This window comes from Iodobacter violaceini (assembly GCF_011601265.1).
Classification (GTDB): Bacteria; Pseudomonadota; Gammaproteobacteria; order Burkholderiales; family Chitinibacteraceae; genus Iodobacter; species Iodobacter violaceini.
On sequence record NZ_JAAOLX010000001.1, the window covers coordinates 190,268 to 207,076 of the forward strand.

Sequence of the window (16,809 nt, forward strand, 5' to 3'; positions counted from 1 at the left end):
CCATTTAAATATGTGGAGCAAAGAATGAATATTAAAAACGGATTTCGGATATGTGCCGCAATATTGGCAGTTTTTTTGTCATTTAGCGCCAGCGCAGATTCCAAAGATATACAAGTCACCCTTAGCGCAGATAAAAACACATTAGTTGAAAGCGATGATGTATTTGTGAATGTCACGATGAAAAACACCTCATCAGCACCTCAGTATATTTTAAAGTGGCATACCCCTTTTATTGCCGCACAAACCGAATTATTTGATGTATATCGTGATGGCGTAAAAGTAAATTACCTGGGCCCCATGGTAAAACGCGCAGCACCTAAGGCCAGTGATTATTTTGAATTAAAGCCCGGGGCCAGCTACCAGCAAAAAGTGGAATTATCTGCACTCTACGATATGCGCGTAACGGGCAATTACACCATCCAATATCATGTTGATGCGCCGCACGCAGGAAGCGATGCAAAAGGGCTTGTAAGCACAGAGGCTGGCATTGCACCATCCGATGCCATTTCGGTATGGATAGATGGCAGCCTGCCACGGGGCACCATCAGCAGTGAGCCTGTCCAGCCCAGCCTTGCCGGAGGCAGCTTATCCTTTAATAAATGCTCCGCATCGCAATCTGCGCAGGTAAAAACAGCATTCAGCGCAGCGCAAACCATGTCGGCCAGCGGTGATGACTATATGTCGACAGGGGCCAGCAGCGCACGTTATTCCACATGGTTTGGTAAATACGATTCATCACGCTACGCCACCGTCAAAGCACATTACGTGGCGATTAAAGATGCTTTCTTAAATAAACCGGTTACCGTAGATTGCGGCTGCACAGATTCTTACTTTGCCTACGTTTACCCCAGCCAGCCTTACAAAATTTACGTATGCAATGCCTTCTGGACTGCCCCGATGACAGGAACTGATTCTAAAGGCGGCACTTTGGTCCATGAAATGAGCCATTTTTATGCAGTGGCTTCAACCAAAGACAATGTTTACGGGCAATCCGGCGCTAAAAAGCTGGCCATCAGCGATCCGGCCAAAGCCATTATGAATGCCGATTCACACGAGTATTTTGTTGAAAACACACCGAACCTGCCTTAATTGAAGTACTGGCGGATCAATCCTGTGTAGGGTTGATTCGCCAGCCAAAGAGAATGCGCCTTCGCCCCCGAATATATTTGCCGGTACTCCGAAAATCAAACTTAAACTCAGCGATTTCTCGCTTTAAAAAAGCTGTAATGCTGGTAAGGCTCGCCGGGCAGATAGATCGCCGCAGTTTGCGCAGGGATATCCAGCAATACGCTGCCTGCCTGCACTTTGCTATCCTGTGCATTACCCAGCGCATCGTGCAAAGGCACGCCGTCGTACCAGTGGGAGTAAGGGATTAACAGCCTGGTTTGTAATGGCCGGTCAGATAAATTAACAATCACCAACGCCGCCTCACCGATCACATCTGTAGCGCGTAAAAACACCAGTGCATTGCCTGCCAGCCTGTCGCCCAATACCTGCACATCACCGTACTGTAATGCCGGGGTACGCTGGCGAATCGCAATCAGCTGCTGCACAAACTGGCGCTGTGCATGATTCCAATCGGCCTGATTCCAGCGCATGGGGCGGCGGCAATCCGGGTCTGCCCCGCCTTCCATGCCGATTTCTTCGCCGTAATAAATCAGCGGGATACCGGGCAGGGTGAACTGCATAATCATCGCCAGCTGCGCTTTTTCTACACTGCCCACCGTAGTCAGCAGCCTTGGCGTATCGTGGCTGGAGAGCATATTCCACGAGCAAAGCAGGCCGCTCAGGCCGTAAGCTGCTCTGGCGTCTTTAAGCGCATGATTCATTTGCAGCGCGTCAATCTCGCCCGCCAGCCAGGCCAGCGTGGCGGTGCGATACCAGTAATTCATCATGCCTTTAAAGCCGCCACCCGCCTCAAACCAGCAGCCGGAAAAACCATTCAGCTCGCCCAGCAAACCGGCCTTAGGAAAGCGCTGCCCCACCACCTGCGCCATTTCCTGCGCAACTTCAATCCCCACATCCTGCGCCACATCAAAGCGCCAGTTATCCACGCCCTTAGCCAGCCAGTGCTGCACCAGGCTATCTGGCTGGCGGTATAAAACATCGCGAACGCTTGGGTTGCTCAGGTTCAGCTCCGGCATCAGGCCATAATCCTGCCAGCACAGATAACTGCCATCGTCTTTAAAACTAAACCAATCACGCTTGGCTGCATCCCCTGCTTTAGCCGCCAAAAACCACGGGTGGCTGTCGGATACATGATTAAGCACCGCATCCAGCGTAAGGCTCATGCCTTTGGCGTGTAATGACTCAATTAGCCGCAGCAAGGCTGGCTCGCCACCAAACATCGGGTCAATGCTAAAAAAATCCACCGCATCGTATTTGTGATTGCTGGGCGCGGTAAATACCGGCGTTAAATACACGCCGGTGACGCCCAAGTCCTGCAGGTAATCCAGCTTTTCGGCAATGCCGTCTAAATCCCCGCCAAAAAACTGCATCCCCCATGGCTGATCCAGCGTACTGTCGTCCCAGCCCCGCTTCACCACACCCGGATGGGCATACGCCGCCTGCGCCAACTTCACGCTGCTGGCAAGAGCGCCACCGATGGCGAAACGCTCAGGAAAAATCTGATAAATAATCTGACTCGCCATTTGCTTGGTGGCAGCATCCAGTTTGGTTTTCATAATGGGCCCGGGCAAGAAAAAAACAATAAACCCTATCAGCAAACTGACGCGGGCACGATGGATTGATTATTGAATAAAAAGCCCAATTGTGCGCGCTTAAATATGAGCCAAGCAGCAGGCTGATTAACAAAGTAAGGCAATTTATGCTGCCCATAGCTTGCAATCAAACTGCCAACAATCTTAAGTAAGATGATAAAATTAAGAAAAAATATAGTAAGCAATTAACATGAGCAATGATCTTCATCCCGCCAGCTCTATGAGGAATGTACAGTGAAAAAAAGTATCGCTATTGATATGGACGACACGGTTGCAGACACCTTGCAACGCCATCTCACCTGGTACAAAAATGAATTTGGAATTACGCTTTCAAAAGAGATGCTCAGAGGAAAAAAAATTTATGACGTGGTTTTAAAAGAGCACGTCAACAGAGTTCGCTCTTTCCCCCATCATCCTGATTTTTTTCGCGATTTAAATGTCATTGAAAATGCCGCAGAGGTCATCTTCGAGCTGTCAAAAGATTACGAAATATACTTTGCAAGCGCTGCAATGGAATATCCTTCCTCTTTTAATGCCAAGTATGACTGGCTGAAGCATAATTTTCCTTTTATTAATGAAATGAACTTCATTTTCTGCGGGTATAAAGGGATGCTCAATTGCGATTACCTGATTGATGACAGCTCAAGGCATATCGATACTTTCTCCGGGCAGGGCTATTTATTTACCTCGGAAAAAAACATAAACGAAACCAGCTACCAAAGAATCAACAATTGGCTGGAAGCAAAAGAAATTTTTGTTGGCAGCTAGTTTCTGTTTAAAGCAGCAATTATTTTTTTATAAATTAACCAATTGGAATAAATAGCTCCGTCACAGAATCCGGGTGATCCGGGGCCAGAAAACGCTGATCCATATATTCAAACTCAATACCATCCAGCGCTTTAAGCCCGGCAGCAGGCAGCCAGCGGCTGTGAATAGACCTGAAAGTATCAGCGATGCCACTCACCGGGCCAATATGTTCAAAGCGGGCATAGCGTTGCTCCGGCACATCCAGCGCCACCATGCCATCAGGAACCGCAGCATCTGCGGCGGCTTCCAGTGCGGCCAGATAGCGCCATTGTCCATCGGCTAAGGGCTGGCAAAGCCCATAACAACTGCCAGGACAGATAGCGGCAATTTCATGTTCGCGAGGCAAAAACCGCCCCCACATGTCAGGGATACTGCCTTCATCTTGCGGAGTCCAGACAAGGCCAATAACACGGAAAGCAGCACGGGTAACAATTTCAGGGGTTTGCATAGCGGGGCTCCTTGGGGCTTTGGTAAGGTAAATCTGAATTTGGGTGATCTGCTCCTGCTTATCCTTGATCTCGCCTTGCAGCCGCTCTGAATGGGACTGCAACAGCTGGCGTAATGTCTGATCATCCATTCCGGCTTGCCAGAGCTGACGGATTTCTTCCAGCGGCAGGCCAAACTGGCGCAGACGAACAATCTGCCCCAGCTCTGTGACCTGGGCGGGCAAATAATAGCGGTAGCCGTTATCGCTGCCAGTGAAGGCGGGGCTGAATAAACCAATGCTGTCGTAATGCCTCAGCGTTTTAGTGCTCAGGCCATAGCAGCGGGCAAGTTGTCCAATCGTAAGCATAAGTGTTCTCGTAAGCAGAGATGCCAGTATCAAGCTTTCCGCAGGGGCAAGGTCAATAGGCCAATTTCAAAAATATCCTTTTGCAGCAGCAATTTTTTTACACGCCCTTACCGCAACTTACAAACCACTTGTCATGATTATAAATAATAATGATTCTTGTTATCTTTAAATTCAAACGGTATGATTCGCCGTTTTTCTGCTTTGGGTTGTGTCCGGTGTTTGAGCGTTATTATCACGATTTGCATCTGTTTATTGCCCGCTCGATTGGCTGCCGCGATAAGGCTCAGGACGTAGTGCAGGAGGCTTATGCGCGGGTGCTTGCCAGTAAGCAGGTTTCTCAGGATGGCGGGGCAGGTTTGGGGGCTTTGCTCTACACCACAGCCAAAAATATCGTGATTGATCAATACCGCCAGAATCAGTCGCGCCAATATGATAACTATGAACAACTTGAGCTGCCCGCCTCCCGTGCCGATGAGCCGGAGCACCGGGCTGCGGGCAGGCAGTCAATGAAGCGATTACTGGAGCTGATTGATGGCCTGCCCCCGCGCAGCAAAGAAGCCTTTGTACTGTATAAGTTTGAGGGTTTAAGCCATGCGGAGATTGCTAAGCAGATGGGCATTTCGATTAATATGGTGGAAAAACACATTATTAACGCCATGGTAAGCTGCAAAAAAGGCATGGCTGAGCGGGGTGGAAAATGAGCGGCTCAACACAGATCACGCAGATTGATCCGGATACCGCAGCAGCACAATGGTTGTTACGCCAGGAACAAGGACTTTGCCCCGCTGAAACACAGCATTTTCAGGAATGGCTGGCCAGCCACCCGGCTCATCAGCAGGCATGGCAGGAGATGCAAAATTTCAATCGCCTGATCAGTGAAATGCCCCCCTCCTGCAGCCAGCATTTTGCAAAGCAGCGCAAGCAACTTGCCGCAAAGGCAAGGCGTGAGCGTTATAAGCAGCTGATCTCTGTTTATTTCAGGCCGCGCCTGCTTACCGGCTGTGCGCTGTCGCTGCTGGCCTGTAGTTATTTGTGGCTGAGCTTGCCCAGCTACCAGCAGCAAGTACAAACCGCACGCGGGCAAATACTGGAACAATATTTACCCGATGGCAGCCACTTAGAGCTCGATACCGACAGCCAGGTAGAAATAGCGCTGTACCGTGATAAACGTGAAGTCCGTTTAATCAAAGGGCAGGCTATGTTTCATGTCAGCAAAGGCAGCCCTTTTCACGTTATTACCGATCAGGCCCAGGTGAGTGTGCTGGGCACACAATTTTCAGTCAGAAATACTCAAAAGCAGATTCAGGTTGCGGTGCAGTCCGGCAAGGTGGCGGTTCAGCCCAAACCAGCCGCTTTGCCCGGGCTTATTTTGCGTGCAGGGGAAGCGGTCTCACTGGAGAATAATACCTTGAGCCCCGTGCAAGCCATTGCTCCGGCAGCAGTAGGCAGCTGGCGTCAGGGCAGATTAAGCTTTGATAACACCACGCTGGCCAATGCCATTGCCGAATTTGAACGCTATACCCCTACTGGCCTGCGTATTACCGATCCTGAAATCGGCAAGCTGCGTATATCTGGCAGCTTTGAGATTAAAAAACTGCAGCAATTTACTCAGGCCTTACCGCAGGTTCTGCCAGTCAGAATCAACAAAGGTGAAATAAGCGCACCTTAAGTTTGCAAAGCACAGCGATTCTAAGGCCCCGGTTTATGACAGCCGAAAACGCTGCATTTGTTTTTGTAACTGCAGGCTGATTTCAAATAACTGGCTGCTATCCTGGCTGGCTTGCCGGGTAATACGCAGATTACTATCGGCAGATTGAGAAATAGCATCCACACTATTGGCAATAGCCTGGCTTTCAGCCACTTGTTCGGAGATATTTTGACTTAAGAGATCCAAATCCAGAGTGGCCTGGCTGGCCCCCTGCTGTAATTGAGTAAGGGGGTCCACAATTTCGCCGATCATTGCCACCGCCCGCGCCATTTCATTCCTCCCTTGGTCAATTTGAAAAATAGCTTCACTGGTTTGCTGATCCATCGCTTCAATCACACTATAGATTTCGCGGGTAGCGCCAGAGGTTCGATCTGCCAGCCTTCTTACCTCGTCCGCCACAACGGCAAAGCCCCGGCCAGCTTCACCAGCGCGTGCAGCCTCTATCGCCGCATTTAAGGCCAGCATATTCGTTTGTTCGGCAATTTCGGTGACTGCACTGATCATCGTGCGCATCGAATTAGCCCTCTGCCGCAAAACATCAACGGCATCTGCACTGCTTTGAATGGTACCTGCAATCGCAGCAATTTCCCGCGAAGCGGTTTCAATCAGCTGATGACCCCGCCCAGCCAGACTGGCCGCCTGCTGCGATTGCTGCTGGGCTGAATAAGCCGTTTTTTCAGCAAAATGCAGTTTATTGACAAAATCTCCCACAACCCGATGAATCTGGGAAATCTCCAGCTGCTGACTGGCTACCCCATTGGCAACGTCTGTAGCGCCCTGCTGACCAGACTGAGCGGAGCTTGAAATTTGGTTCGCAGAATCGCGTAACTCCAGCACCATCGCAGCCAGACTAATCTGCATTTTTTGCATTTGCGTCAGCATCATGGCGGTTTCATCACTGCCATGGATAGTCAGCTGGCAGCGTAAATCGCCAGCGGCCATGCCCGCCATCGCAGCAACACCATGATCCAGCGGACGAATAATGCTGCGAGTCACTGCCCATGCAAAAAAAGGCCCGGAGATTAAAGCGCACAGGCTCAAAATCCAGAGTAATGAACGCGTATCACTCATACGCTGCAATACGCTGGCTAATTCTTCCGCCATATTGGTTTGTTGCATCGCGGCCAATTCAGCAGTTCCTTTAAGCAAGGCGTGCAAAGAAGGCTGAGTGTGGCTGGCATACTGTTGGGCCAGAGCGGCCTGATCGCCCAGCTCAATTAAATCAACCGTGTCTGTAAAAGCCTGAAGATACTTTTCGCGCAGCGTGGCTAAATTTTGTAGTGATGCAGCCCTTTCCCCAGACCAAGGCAGACTTTGCAAATTTTTAAACGCAACACTGGCTTGCTTGCCTGCCAGATCCATCGCGGTATAGAGAGGCACACGAGCCTGACGCTCGGGCGTTGTTACAATTTGCAGCAATAACAAAGCGGCATTTTGCGAATGCCGGTCTAATTCAGCAGTGAAACTTTGTTTTTTTGCCTCAACCTGCACAATCTGATGCATAGCCTGATCAATACTGGATAAACCTGCCCGAACACTCAGAAACAGAGCAAAGATAAACGCCAGCATCACCATAAAGGCCAGCGTTAATCGGGCACCAATTTTAATTCTGTTTAAAAAACCCATTAATTTGCCTCTGTTTGTGCGTTCAAAGTAAGCATCACCCTCTATGTAAACTGCATCTCCTTCCTTTTACTGAAACCCCAGTCCGGTCACTTGTTAAGCAAAACAAAATCTTCTTTAGAGTAGTTGAAATTTTTGTTGTCAGTACTAAGCCAACCGCATTGATCAAACGCTAAGCAATTTTGCGCCATCCTCTTCCATACTCCGCATGCTTGCCACCCCGGTGTGTAATATAAATTTTCCTCCAACAACGTCAGGATAAGCTCTCTTAATTCGTTTTAATTGAGAATGATTATTAATATAATAAAACGAGAGAGTGAAACCCTATGAAAGTGTCCAGCCACCGCACGGCGATCCGTCCTTTAATCCTGGCTTTAAGCCTTGCAGCGTCTGCCGCCAGCTTTGCAGCCCAGGCTGCCCCGATTGAATTAAATATCACATCCCAGCCGCTGAGCAGCGCCCTCAACGAGCTCGCCCGCCAGTCCGGCATGGTGTTGCTGGCAGATGCCAAGCTGACCGGTGGCCGCCAAAGCCCGGCCTTAAAAGGCAGTTACAGCCTGAGGGATGCGCTGCGTCAGTTGCTCAATGGCAGCGGTTTACGGGCCGATATTCAGGGCAAAGACACGATAATCATTAAAGCTGTACCGGCCTCCACCGGCAATACAGTGAGCATTGGGGCCGTTCGTGTGAGCGGTGCGGCAGCGGGCTTTTTAAACGATGAGCAAATTGAAGCCAGCGAGCGGCCCTATCTCAAGCCAGGCTCATCCGCCCATATCAGCCGCGAAAATATTGATCGCTTCCGTGGCACTTCACCGGCGGATATATTCAAAGGCACGCCTGGCGTGGTGGTGAGCGATGCACGTAATAGCGGCGCAGTGGATGTGAATATCCGCGGCCTGCAGGGCCAGGGCCGCGTGCCGGTGCTGATTGATGGCAGCATGCAAGCCACCACCATTTACCGTGGCTACTCAGGCGTGGCCGATCGCAGCTATATCGATCCGGAAATGATCAGTGAAATCAATATCACCAAGGGGCCAAGCCTGGATGCCCAAGGCACGGGTGCAATTGGCGGCCTGGTCAGCATGACAACGCTTAAACCTGAAGACGTTTTAAAACCGGGTGAGCGCAGCGGCTTCAGGCTGCGCACTGGCTTGCAAAGCAATAGCGTTGAAGCACGCCACAAATATGAAGCCACACCAAGGAGCAATCGCAACAGCATTCTGGACCCAAGAGATGGTTTTATTAGCTTGGCTTACGCCCTGAAAGAAGATGATTACGACCTGGTTGCAGCCATCAGCCATCGCCAGAACGGCAATTACTACTCCGGTAAAAATGGCTACAACAGCTATCAAGCAATTGATAGGTGGGGACAAGACAACGGCCTGACCAAGTTTTACAACGCCGGCGACGAGGTGTTTAACACCATGAATATCGCCAACTCGGCCCTACTCAAAGGCACTTACCGCTTTAGTGAAGAGCAGGCTTTAGAGCTGGGCTATCGCTATTACAAGAGCAATTATGGCGAAATCATGCCTTCACAAATCTGGCGCAGTGATTCAAATGTGCTGCATGACTTTAAAGCCAGCGAAGTCAGCACCGAGGCCTGGACGGCCCGCTATAAATACGCGCCAGCAGATAACCCGCTCATCAATCTGAAAGCCGGGCTGTGGTACACCGATATGCAGACCGCAGCCCGCAATGGCGATGTATTCAGCAACCCGCTGGAAGGCAAACCGCATCCGGGCGATGGCGATTGCGAGGCCTGCGCAGAGGTGGTGTATCTGGCTAAAAATCAGGCCCAGCGCTATGGAGCGGATCTGAGCAATACATCGCGTTTTGATACCGCCCTTGGGCCGGTGCAACTGAACTATGGCTTCTCTTTACAAAAAGAAGACGTCGCACCGTCCGATAGTGTGAATAAAACTCAGAATGACTTTGATAATAACCGCACCCTGCGCAGTGGTATCCGCAATGAGCAAAGCGCCTTTTTAAATATGCAATGGCAGGCCAGCGACCGCCTGCTGCTGGAAGCCGGTGGCCGCTATATTCATTACAGCAGTAAAGATCGCAATGTGATTTCTACTGCCGTACGGGAAAAGCAAGGCTGGCAAAGAATTCAGATGTGGGACAAAGATGGTAATGAAATTGGCTCAACCATCTGGCGCCAGGATGAAAACGGCCAGTTTACCGATTCCACAAACCCGATTAAAAACGGCAAGGGCACACTGGAGCCAGAGAAAGATGGTGAAGAAGGTCTGCCTGTTGATGTCAGCAAGATCGACTTCTGGGACACCACCGGCCCCGTATTCTATGACAAAATCCCCGGCGCATTTACCCGCACTGCCCCTGTTGAGCGTAATGGCGGCGGCTTTGCCCCGGCCTTTAGCGCCACCTATAAGCTGACCGACACCATCAGCACTTATCTGCGCTACACCGAAGGCATGCGTATGCCCAGCATGTTTGAATCCACCGTCGGTTTTTCGGCCCGCTACGCCTCGCCACTGGAACCAGAGCACAGCAAAAACTGGGAAGCGGGGATTAGTTTTGTAAAAGACAGCGTCTTTACAGCGGACGATAAGCTGCGCTTAAAAGTAGCCTATTTCAATAACAACACCGAAAACTACATCACCCGCCGCAGCTTTGATGGCGTATCGGGCATGCAGAATTTCACCATGCATAATCTGGATAGTTACAGCATTTCCGGCTTTGAGCTCCAGTCTTCCTATGACCGTGGCGATTTCTTTGGTGAATTAGCGGCTACGCTAAATCAAAAAAGCACCATTTGCGATTCCAAAATGGCGGCTTATTTCCGCGCCAAAGGCAAAGACTGGCCTGAAGCCCGCGAAACGCCGGATTGCTCTCCGGTGGGCTTTAATACCTCATATGTCAGCAATATGATCCCGCCAGGAATGATGGCGAACGGCACGTTGGGTACCCGCCAGCTTGATCAGAAGCTCACGCTTGGGCTGCGCGCCAGCTATGTCAGTGGCCCGCTCAATGTGACCGAAGATAAGCTTTGGACCAATTACAGCGGCACCTCGGTGCAGATCAAAACCCTGCCCTACACCTTGGTGGATCTGTTTGCCAGCTACAAAATCAATGCTGATACCCGTGTCGATATGACCATTGATAACGCCACCGACCGCTACTACCTCGACCCACTTACGCTCAGCCTGATGCCGGGGCCTGGGCGTACCGTGCGGATGTCTTTCGCTGTTAAATTCTAAATATCAATCCCTTAACGTAAACAAAATAAGGACACCCTCTGGGTGTCCTTATTTGCATCGTCATTAAACATTTTTGTTCCGGCTAAAAAATATTTTCATTTCAACATCAGGATTCATCAGTCTCATTCGTTTAGTTGGTAATGATTCTTAAAATCACTCCCAAGTGAGAGCCAATCCTATGAGAGCATCCTGCCGCCACGCGGCGATCCGGCCATTGATTCTGGCCTTAAGCCTTGCCTTTGCTGTGCCTGCACAGAGCATTGCAGCCCAGCCAGCCGCGATTGAATTTAATATCAGCGCCCAGCCTCTGAGCAACGCATTGAGCGAGCTGGCCCGCCAGTCCGGCATGGTGCTGCTCGTGGACGCCAGGCTCACCGCAGGCCGCCAGGGCCCGGCACTTAAAGGCAGCTACAGCCTGCGTGATGCGCTGCGCCAATTACTCAGCGGCAGCGGCTTGCGGGCCGAAGTAAACAGCGATGGCACGATTGTTTTAAAGCAGGAGCCGCAAGCTGATAAGGCCGTTGCCATTGGCACGGTTAAAGTCAGTGGCGCGGCAGCGGCGTTTTTAAGTGATGAGCAGATCGAAGCCAGCGATCGCCCCTATGTGAAGCCAGGCTCGTCTGCCCATATCAGCCGGGAAAACATCGATCGCTTCCGTGGCACTTCTCCTGCCGATATTTTAAAAGGCACGCCCGGCGTGGTGGTGGGTGATGCACGAAATAGTGGCGCTCTTGATGTCAATATCCGCGGCATGCAGGGTCAGGGCCGTGTGCCGGTGCTGATTGATGGCAGTTTGCAAGCCAGCACCATTTACCGTGGTTATTCCGGCATTGCCGACCGTAGCTATCTTGATCCGGAAATGATCAGCGAAATCAATATTGCCAAAGGCCCAAGCATGGGCGCTGAAGGCGCAGGCGCGATTGGCGGCCTCGTCAGCATGCAAACTTTGCGTGCCGAAGATATTTTAAAGCCGGGTGAGCGCAGCGGTTTCAGAATCCGCACCGGCCTGCAGGACAACAGCAAGGAAGCCCCCACTGATTTTGAAACCACACCACGCACAGACCGCAACAATATCCTGGACCCGCGCAGCGGCTTTCTGAGCCTTGCTTATGCAACGCGCCAGGATGATTTTGATCTGATTGCCGCCATCAGCCACCGCAGTACCGGCAATTATTTTGCAGGTAAAAATGGCTTCAGCAGCTACCAGAATATCGATGAAAATGGCGAGGATGACGGCATTACACGCTTCTATCATGCTGGGGACGAGGTTTTAAATACCTCAAACACCACCGATTCTGCCCTGCTGAAAACCACCCTCAATCTGACTGATGATCAGGCCTTAGAGCTGAGCTACCGCTATTTTAAAAGTGCTTATGGCGAAATTATGCCTTCGCAAATTTTGCGTAACAGCACCGGCATTATTAAGCAGTGGAAACCCAGCGAAGTCAGCACCGATGCCTGGACAGCACGCTATAAGTATCAGCCTGCAGACAATCCGCTGATTAGCCTGAAAGCCAATCTGTGGCACACCGATATGGAAAGCGCCGCCCGCAATGGCGATGTTTTCCGCAACCCGCACGAGGGCAAGCCCACCAGCTGGGATCACGAATGCGAGCAATGTGTAGAAACACTCTACCTGGCTAAAAACCAATCGCAGCGCTATGGCGCAGATTTAAGCAATACCTCGCGCTTTGATAATGCCTACGGTGCTTTCAGCCTGAACTATGGCTTTTCGCTGCAAAAAGAAGATATCGCCCCTTCCGACCGAGTAAAGATCGATATGGATGATATCAATCATAACCGCACCTTACGCAGCGGCACGCGGCATGAAGAAAGCGCCTTTCTGAATATGCTGTGGCAGCCCTCAAACTGGCTGACAGTAGAAGCCGGTGGCCGCTATTTGCGTTATCACAGCAAGGACAGAAATACCACGGCCACCCAGCTTGAAGAGCCACAGGGCTGGAAACGCATCTATTTATATGACGACCAAAGTGAGCGAATCGGCACCGTGCTCTGGCATCAGGACAAAAACGGCCAGTTTAGCGATGCAACAAACCCGCTCAAGGCCGACAAAATTGTTCTGGAGCATGATAAAGACGAGGATCCGGTAGAAATCAGCCGCAGCCAGGTACACGAATCCACCGTTGACGATATGGTTTATCACGACGATATTCCCGGTGCATTCAGCCGCAGCGCACCGATAGAGCGTGAAGGCAGCGGCTTTGCACCTGCATTTGGCCTGACATTTAAACTAAGCGAGCACATCAGCAGCTATCTGCGCTACACCGAAGGGCTGCGTATGCCCAGCCTGTATGAATCCACCATTGGCTTCTCGGCCACTTTCTCTTCGCCGCTGGAGCCCGAGCACAGCAAAAACTGGGAAACGGGGATCAGCTTTATTAAGGACGGCGTATTTACAGCAGAAGACAAGCTGCGCCTGAAAGTGGCTTACTTTAATAACACCACCGATCACTACATCACCCGCGTGCAGATTTCCGGCAAAAAAGCGTGGGAGCAGAATTTCTCGATGGCCAATATCGACAACTTCAGCGTATCTGGCTTTGAGCTGCAATCGTCTTACGACAGAGGTGATTTCTTTGGTGAATTAGCCGCCACCCTGAACCACAAAGCCATGATTTGCGATGCAAAAATGGCCGGCTATTTACGCGCTAAAGCCCAGTTCATCCCCAGCATGAGCGCAACACCCGACTGCTCGCCAGTTGGTTTTACCTCGTCTTATGTCAGCAATATGATCCCGCCAAAAATCAGCACTAACGCTACTTTTGGTGCCCGATTGCTGGATCAGAAACTCACAATGGGTATGCGTGCCAGCTATGTAAGCGGGCCATTAAACACCGCAGACAAAGATGCAAGCTGGCAAAACGCCAGCGGCACGGCAGTGCAGATCAAAACCCTGCCCTACAGCCTGGTTGATCTCTTTGCCAGCTACAAAATCAGCGCCGATACCCAGGTCGATATGACCATCGATAACGCCACCGATCGTTACTACCTTGATCCGCTCTCGCTCAGCCTGATGCCAGGCCCGGGCCGCACGGTAAGGATGTCTTTGGGAATGAAGTTTTAACCAGCATGCCCGTGCGGCAGGCAAAGCCCTGGCTGCACGCTTCAGGATGGCGGTTCCCAAAGTAGATTTTTTTTAACCCTGTTTTTTTATTACCTGAGCAAATAAACCACTATGAATGCTGTAGCCGAACTAAGCCGTACTCAACAACTTAAAGCCTTAACCACAGACACACACGATCAGCTGGATAAGCGCATCATGGCCAATAAGCCTTTTGCCAGCGAAGACAACTACGCACGTTTTCTGATCGCCCAGTACGGCTTTTTAAGAGATTGCGATCCGCTTTACGACAACCCGGATCTGGCCGCCCTTTTCCCTGATCTGGCCGAACGCCGCCGCTATGACCGCATCGCGGCAGATATCACCGATCTGAAACGCGCACTGCCAGCGCACGATACTTTGCCAGCCCTTGAGCATAAGCAAGATATTCCCACTGCTTTGGGCTGGATGTATGTCACCGAAGGCTCTAAACTCGGCGCGGCGATTTTATTAAAAATGGCCGGTGCGCTCGGGATGTCCGAAACATTCGGAGCCCGCCATCTGGCAGGCGCGCCAGAAGGCCGCGCTAAAAACTGGCGCGAATTTACTGCGGTGCTTGATGGTGTACTACTCTCAGAGGAAGAAGAAGCGCGTATGGTGGCCGGAGCCAAAGCTGCTTTCACACGCATGAATAATCATTTGGATCAGGTGTATTAATGCATCAGGGCGGACTGCACGCACCATTACGCTGGGGTTACACCATTCTGGGGTGCCTGATGGTGGTGCTCGGCATTATTGGCGCGATGCTGCCTGTAATGCCCACCACGGTTTTTTTACTGATGGCACTGGCTTGCTTTAGCAAATCGTCGCCTAAGTTTGAGCAATGGCTGCTGCAGCACCCGCGTTTTGGCGCCTCCCTGCGCGCATGGCGGGCCAACCGCCTTGTGCCCAAAAGCGCCAAAATATCAGCCTGTCTGGGCATGATGCTGGGGCTGATCATCCTCGCCCTCACCCCTGCCCCAAAGTGGGTGGTGGCGGGCGTGGCGGTTTGTGAGCTGATCGTAGCTATTTATCTGATCCGCCGCCCCTCAACGATTGAAGAGGCGGGCAGCCCTGCTGCCTGCCCTGCAAAGCCCACATCAGGAATCAGGCGCAGCTTTGCCATCAGCTTCTTATTACACCTTGGCCTGCTCAGCTATTTTGTCAGCAACTGGAGCACTGTCCCTCCTCACCCGGCACATGAAAGTGAGCAAATAGAAGTCACACTTTTAGAGGCGGCAGCACCTGCGCCTGCTGTTCCGCTGGAGCAAAACGAAGCCAGACAGGTCAGCAAAGCCGCGGCGAAACAAGCCCCGGCGCCTGCCCCCAAAGACACCAAACCCACGCCACAAGCCCAGCCCAGTATCGTGAATAAAACACAGGCCGAATCGCCGCTTGCCGCCGTCGCTCAGCCCAAAACCACGGAAGCTGCTGCAAGCAAAGAAACAGGCCCGCTCAATAAAACCGCGGCCATCGCAGCCGCCCCGCCAGCGCCCCCGGCCTCTAATCAGCAGGCCAGCGGCGGCAGCAACAGCTGGGAAGGCAAGGTATTGGCCCGCTTAGAGCGCTTTCGCCGCTACCCCGCTGCCGCCCGTATGCGTGGCGACGAGGGCGTGGCCTATTTACGCATTATGATTAACCGCGAAGGCCAGGTGCTCAGTGCAAAACTAGAGCGCAGCTCCGGCGTGCCCGTACTAGACAAAGCCGCCATGGAAGCCCTCAGCCGCGCCGCCCCCCTGCCCCGTATCCCGGCAGAGCGCCCGGACGAGCTGGAGCTACTGGTGCCTTTTGAGTTTTTTATTTCGAATTGATTTAAACCTCAATAAGATCAATACGTTATAAATTCACGGAGTATTAATTACATTATAAAAAAATCACGTTAGAGCGTGATTTTTTTGTTACTAAAATATTACTCACACAAGTATTTTTCTAAATATGCTTATTTCAAGCACTCCATTATTTCAGATTACATTTTTATCAAAAAATAACACTTACAGATTAAAAAGATGGAATAATGACAACGTACTACACAAACACGCTACGTTATTTAACTTTCAGAGACATTCCATGAAGAAATTAGCATCTCTTATCTCTTTGCTCATGATGACGGGCTGCGCATCAGTTGAAATGATCAAAGCATCTCCCGAAAAAATCAACGCTATCAACGGAAAAACACTAACTACCGTTAACTATGAAAAACCTGATTTTGTTGCCTTCACGGCGGATAAAGCTATCTTTGGCGCTTTAGGTGCAATAGCTATGATTTCAGCAGGTAATGACCTGGTCAAAACAAATAATATTGACGACCCAGCAACCATGCTAACGAAAGAACTCAAAAATAAATTAGCTGATCGCTTAAAGTCAAAAGAAATCAAAGAAGTGATTAACGTAAGTGACGACTCAACAAATGAAATAAAAAAGAAAGTTGACGCAGGCAGCTTAGTATTTGATGTAAAAACACTAGGCTGGATGTTTAACTACTTCCCTGCCGATTGGACACACTATAGAGTTACTTATAGCGCCCGTGCACGTTTGCTTGACCCGAGCGATGGAAAAGTAATTGCACAAGTTCCATGCACTTATGTATCTGATGATGAAAAAACAGCAGCAAACTATGATCAACTTACCGCCAATAATGCATCACTGCTAAAAGAAAAGTTAAACGCTGCGGCTAAAGCTTGCAGTGTAATTTTCGAACAGCATATTTTTGCAGGATAAAATATCCGGCATATTTAGAGCGGGTGCTATCTTCGGAGTGCGCTCGCTTTACAAAATAAACAGCAATACAACATCAGTTGTACTGATTCATAATAAAAAAATTGATCATCACT

At 50.6% G+C, this 16,809-nt stretch carries 12 protein-coding genes; 9 read left to right on the forward strand and 3 right to left on the reverse strand.

Going from position 1 to position 16,809, the window contains the following annotated elements; translation table 11 throughout:
- The first annotated feature begins 24 nt into the window (after positions 1-24).
- Positions 25-1,089, forward strand: coding sequence for a M35 family metalloendopeptidase (locus tag HA050_RS00835; RefSeq protein ID WP_166820873.1), 1,065 nt, complete (start codon positions 25-27; stop codon positions 1,087-1,089).
- Positions 1,090-1,196: 107 nt separating this feature from the next.
- On the opposite strand, the gene HA050_RS00840 is transcribed toward HA050_RS00835, so the two are convergent.
- Positions 1,197-2,684 carry a glycoside hydrolase family 13 protein gene (locus HA050_RS00840; RefSeq protein ID WP_166820875.1) on the reverse strand — a complete coding sequence of 496 codons (1,488 nt, stop codon included), beginning with the start codon at positions 2,682-2,684 and terminating at the stop codon, positions 1,197-1,199.
- Between the two features lie 270 nt (positions 2,685-2,954).
- Here HA050_RS00840 and HA050_RS00845 point away from each other — a divergent pair, with 270 nt between their 5' ends.
- The gene (locus tag HA050_RS00845) at positions 2,955-3,488 is read left to right on the forward strand and encodes a 5' nucleotidase, NT5C type (RefSeq protein ID WP_166820878.1); all 534 of its coding nucleotides are present in this window, start codon (positions 2,955-2,957) and stop codon (positions 3,486-3,488) included.
- Positions 3,489-3,522: 34 nt separating this feature from the next.
- Here the strand turns inward: HA050_RS00845 and HA050_RS00850 are convergent, their stop codons facing one another.
- On the reverse strand, positions 3,523-4,320 hold the full coding sequence (locus HA050_RS00850) for a MerR family transcriptional regulator (protein WP_166820880.1): 798 nt from the start codon (positions 4,318-4,320) through the stop codon (positions 3,523-3,525).
- Between the two features lie 149 nt (positions 4,321-4,469).
- On the opposite strand from HA050_RS00850, the gene HA050_RS00855 reads away from it, so the two are divergent.
- A complete protein-coding gene (locus HA050_RS00855) occupies positions 4,470-5,021 on the forward strand; it encodes an RNA polymerase sigma factor (protein ID WP_205836240.1) in 552 nt (183 codons plus the stop codon).
- On the forward strand, positions 5,018-5,989 hold the full coding sequence (locus tag HA050_RS00860; protein ID WP_166820885.1) for a FecR family protein: 972 nt from the start codon (positions 5,018-5,020) through the stop codon (positions 5,987-5,989). The genes HA050_RS00855 and HA050_RS00860 overlap by 4 nt, the downstream gene beginning before the upstream one ends.
- Before the next feature lie 33 nt (positions 5,990-6,022).
- On the opposite strand, the gene HA050_RS00865 is transcribed toward HA050_RS00860, so the two are convergent.
- Positions 6,023-7,654 carry a methyl-accepting chemotaxis protein gene (locus tag HA050_RS00865; protein WP_166820888.1) on the reverse strand — a complete coding sequence of 544 codons (1,632 nt, stop codon included), beginning with the start codon at positions 7,652-7,654 and terminating at the stop codon, positions 6,023-6,025.
- 323 nt (positions 7,655-7,977) lie between these two features.
- Here HA050_RS00865 and HA050_RS00870 point away from each other — a divergent pair, with 323 nt between their 5' ends.
- From HA050_RS00870 to HA050_RS00890, 5 genes are all read left to right on the forward strand, one after another.
- Positions 7,978-10,878, forward strand: coding sequence for a TonB-dependent receptor (locus HA050_RS00870; protein ID WP_166820890.1), 2,901 nt, complete (start codon positions 7,978-7,980; stop codon positions 10,876-10,878).
- Between the two features lie 178 nt (positions 10,879-11,056).
- Positions 11,057-13,963, forward strand: coding sequence for a TonB-dependent receptor (locus HA050_RS00875; protein ID WP_166820893.1), 2,907 nt, complete (start codon positions 11,057-11,059; stop codon positions 13,961-13,963).
- Between the two features lie 111 nt (positions 13,964-14,074).
- Positions 14,075-14,656, forward strand: a complete 582-nt coding sequence (locus tag HA050_RS00880) for a biliverdin-producing heme oxygenase (protein WP_166820896.1) — start codon at positions 14,075-14,077, stop codon at positions 14,654-14,656.
- Positions 14,656-15,789 (forward strand): TonB family protein, encoded by a 1,134-nt coding sequence (locus HA050_RS00885; RefSeq protein WP_166820899.1) that lies wholly within the window; start codon positions 14,656-14,658, stop codon positions 15,787-15,789. Before HA050_RS00880 ends, HA050_RS00885 begins: the two co-directional genes overlap by 1 nt.
- Before the next feature lie 256 nt (positions 15,790-16,045).
- Positions 16,046-16,696, forward strand: a complete 651-nt coding sequence (locus tag HA050_RS00890) for a hypothetical protein (protein WP_166820902.1) — start codon at positions 16,046-16,048, stop codon at positions 16,694-16,696.
- The last annotated feature ends 113 nt before the right edge of the window (positions 16,697-16,809 follow it).

What these genes read in the sequence shown, in the direction of transcription:
- HA050_RS00835 (WP_166820873.1), top strand. Translation starts at nt 25, where the DNA reads ATGAATATTAAAAACGGATTTCGGATATGTGCCGCAATATTGGCAGTT.
- HA050_RS00840 (WP_166820875.1), bottom strand. Translation starts at nt 2,684, where the DNA reads ATGAAAACCAAACTGGATGCTGCCACCAAGCAAATGGCGAGTCAGATT.
- HA050_RS00850 (WP_166820880.1), bottom strand. Translation starts at nt 4,320, where the DNA reads ATGCTTACGATTGGACAACTTGCCCGCTGCTATGGCCTGAGCACTAAA.
- HA050_RS00855 (WP_205836240.1), top strand. Translation starts at nt 4,470, where the DNA reads ATGATTCTTGTTATCTTTAAATTCAAACGGTATGATTCGCCGTTTTTC.
- HA050_RS00860 (WP_166820885.1), top strand. Translation starts at nt 5,018, where the DNA reads ATGAGCGGCTCAACACAGATCACGCAGATTGATCCGGATACCGCAGCA.
- HA050_RS00865 (WP_166820888.1), bottom strand. Translation starts at nt 7,654, where the DNA reads ATGGGTTTTTTAAACAGAATTAAAATTGGTGCCCGATTAACGCTGGCC.
- HA050_RS00870 (WP_166820890.1), top strand. Translation starts at nt 7,978, where the DNA reads ATGAAAGTGTCCAGCCACCGCACGGCGATCCGTCCTTTAATCCTGGCT.
- HA050_RS00875 (WP_166820893.1), top strand. Translation starts at nt 11,057, where the DNA reads ATGAGAGCATCCTGCCGCCACGCGGCGATCCGGCCATTGATTCTGGCC.
- HA050_RS00880 (WP_166820896.1), top strand. Translation starts at nt 14,075, where the DNA reads ATGAATGCTGTAGCCGAACTAAGCCGTACTCAACAACTTAAAGCCTTA.
- HA050_RS00885 (WP_166820899.1), top strand. Translation starts at nt 14,656, where the DNA reads ATGCATCAGGGCGGACTGCACGCACCATTACGCTGGGGTTACACCATT.
- HA050_RS00890 (WP_166820902.1), top strand. Translation starts at nt 16,046, where the DNA reads ATGAAGAAATTAGCATCTCTTATCTCTTTGCTCATGATGACGGGCTGC.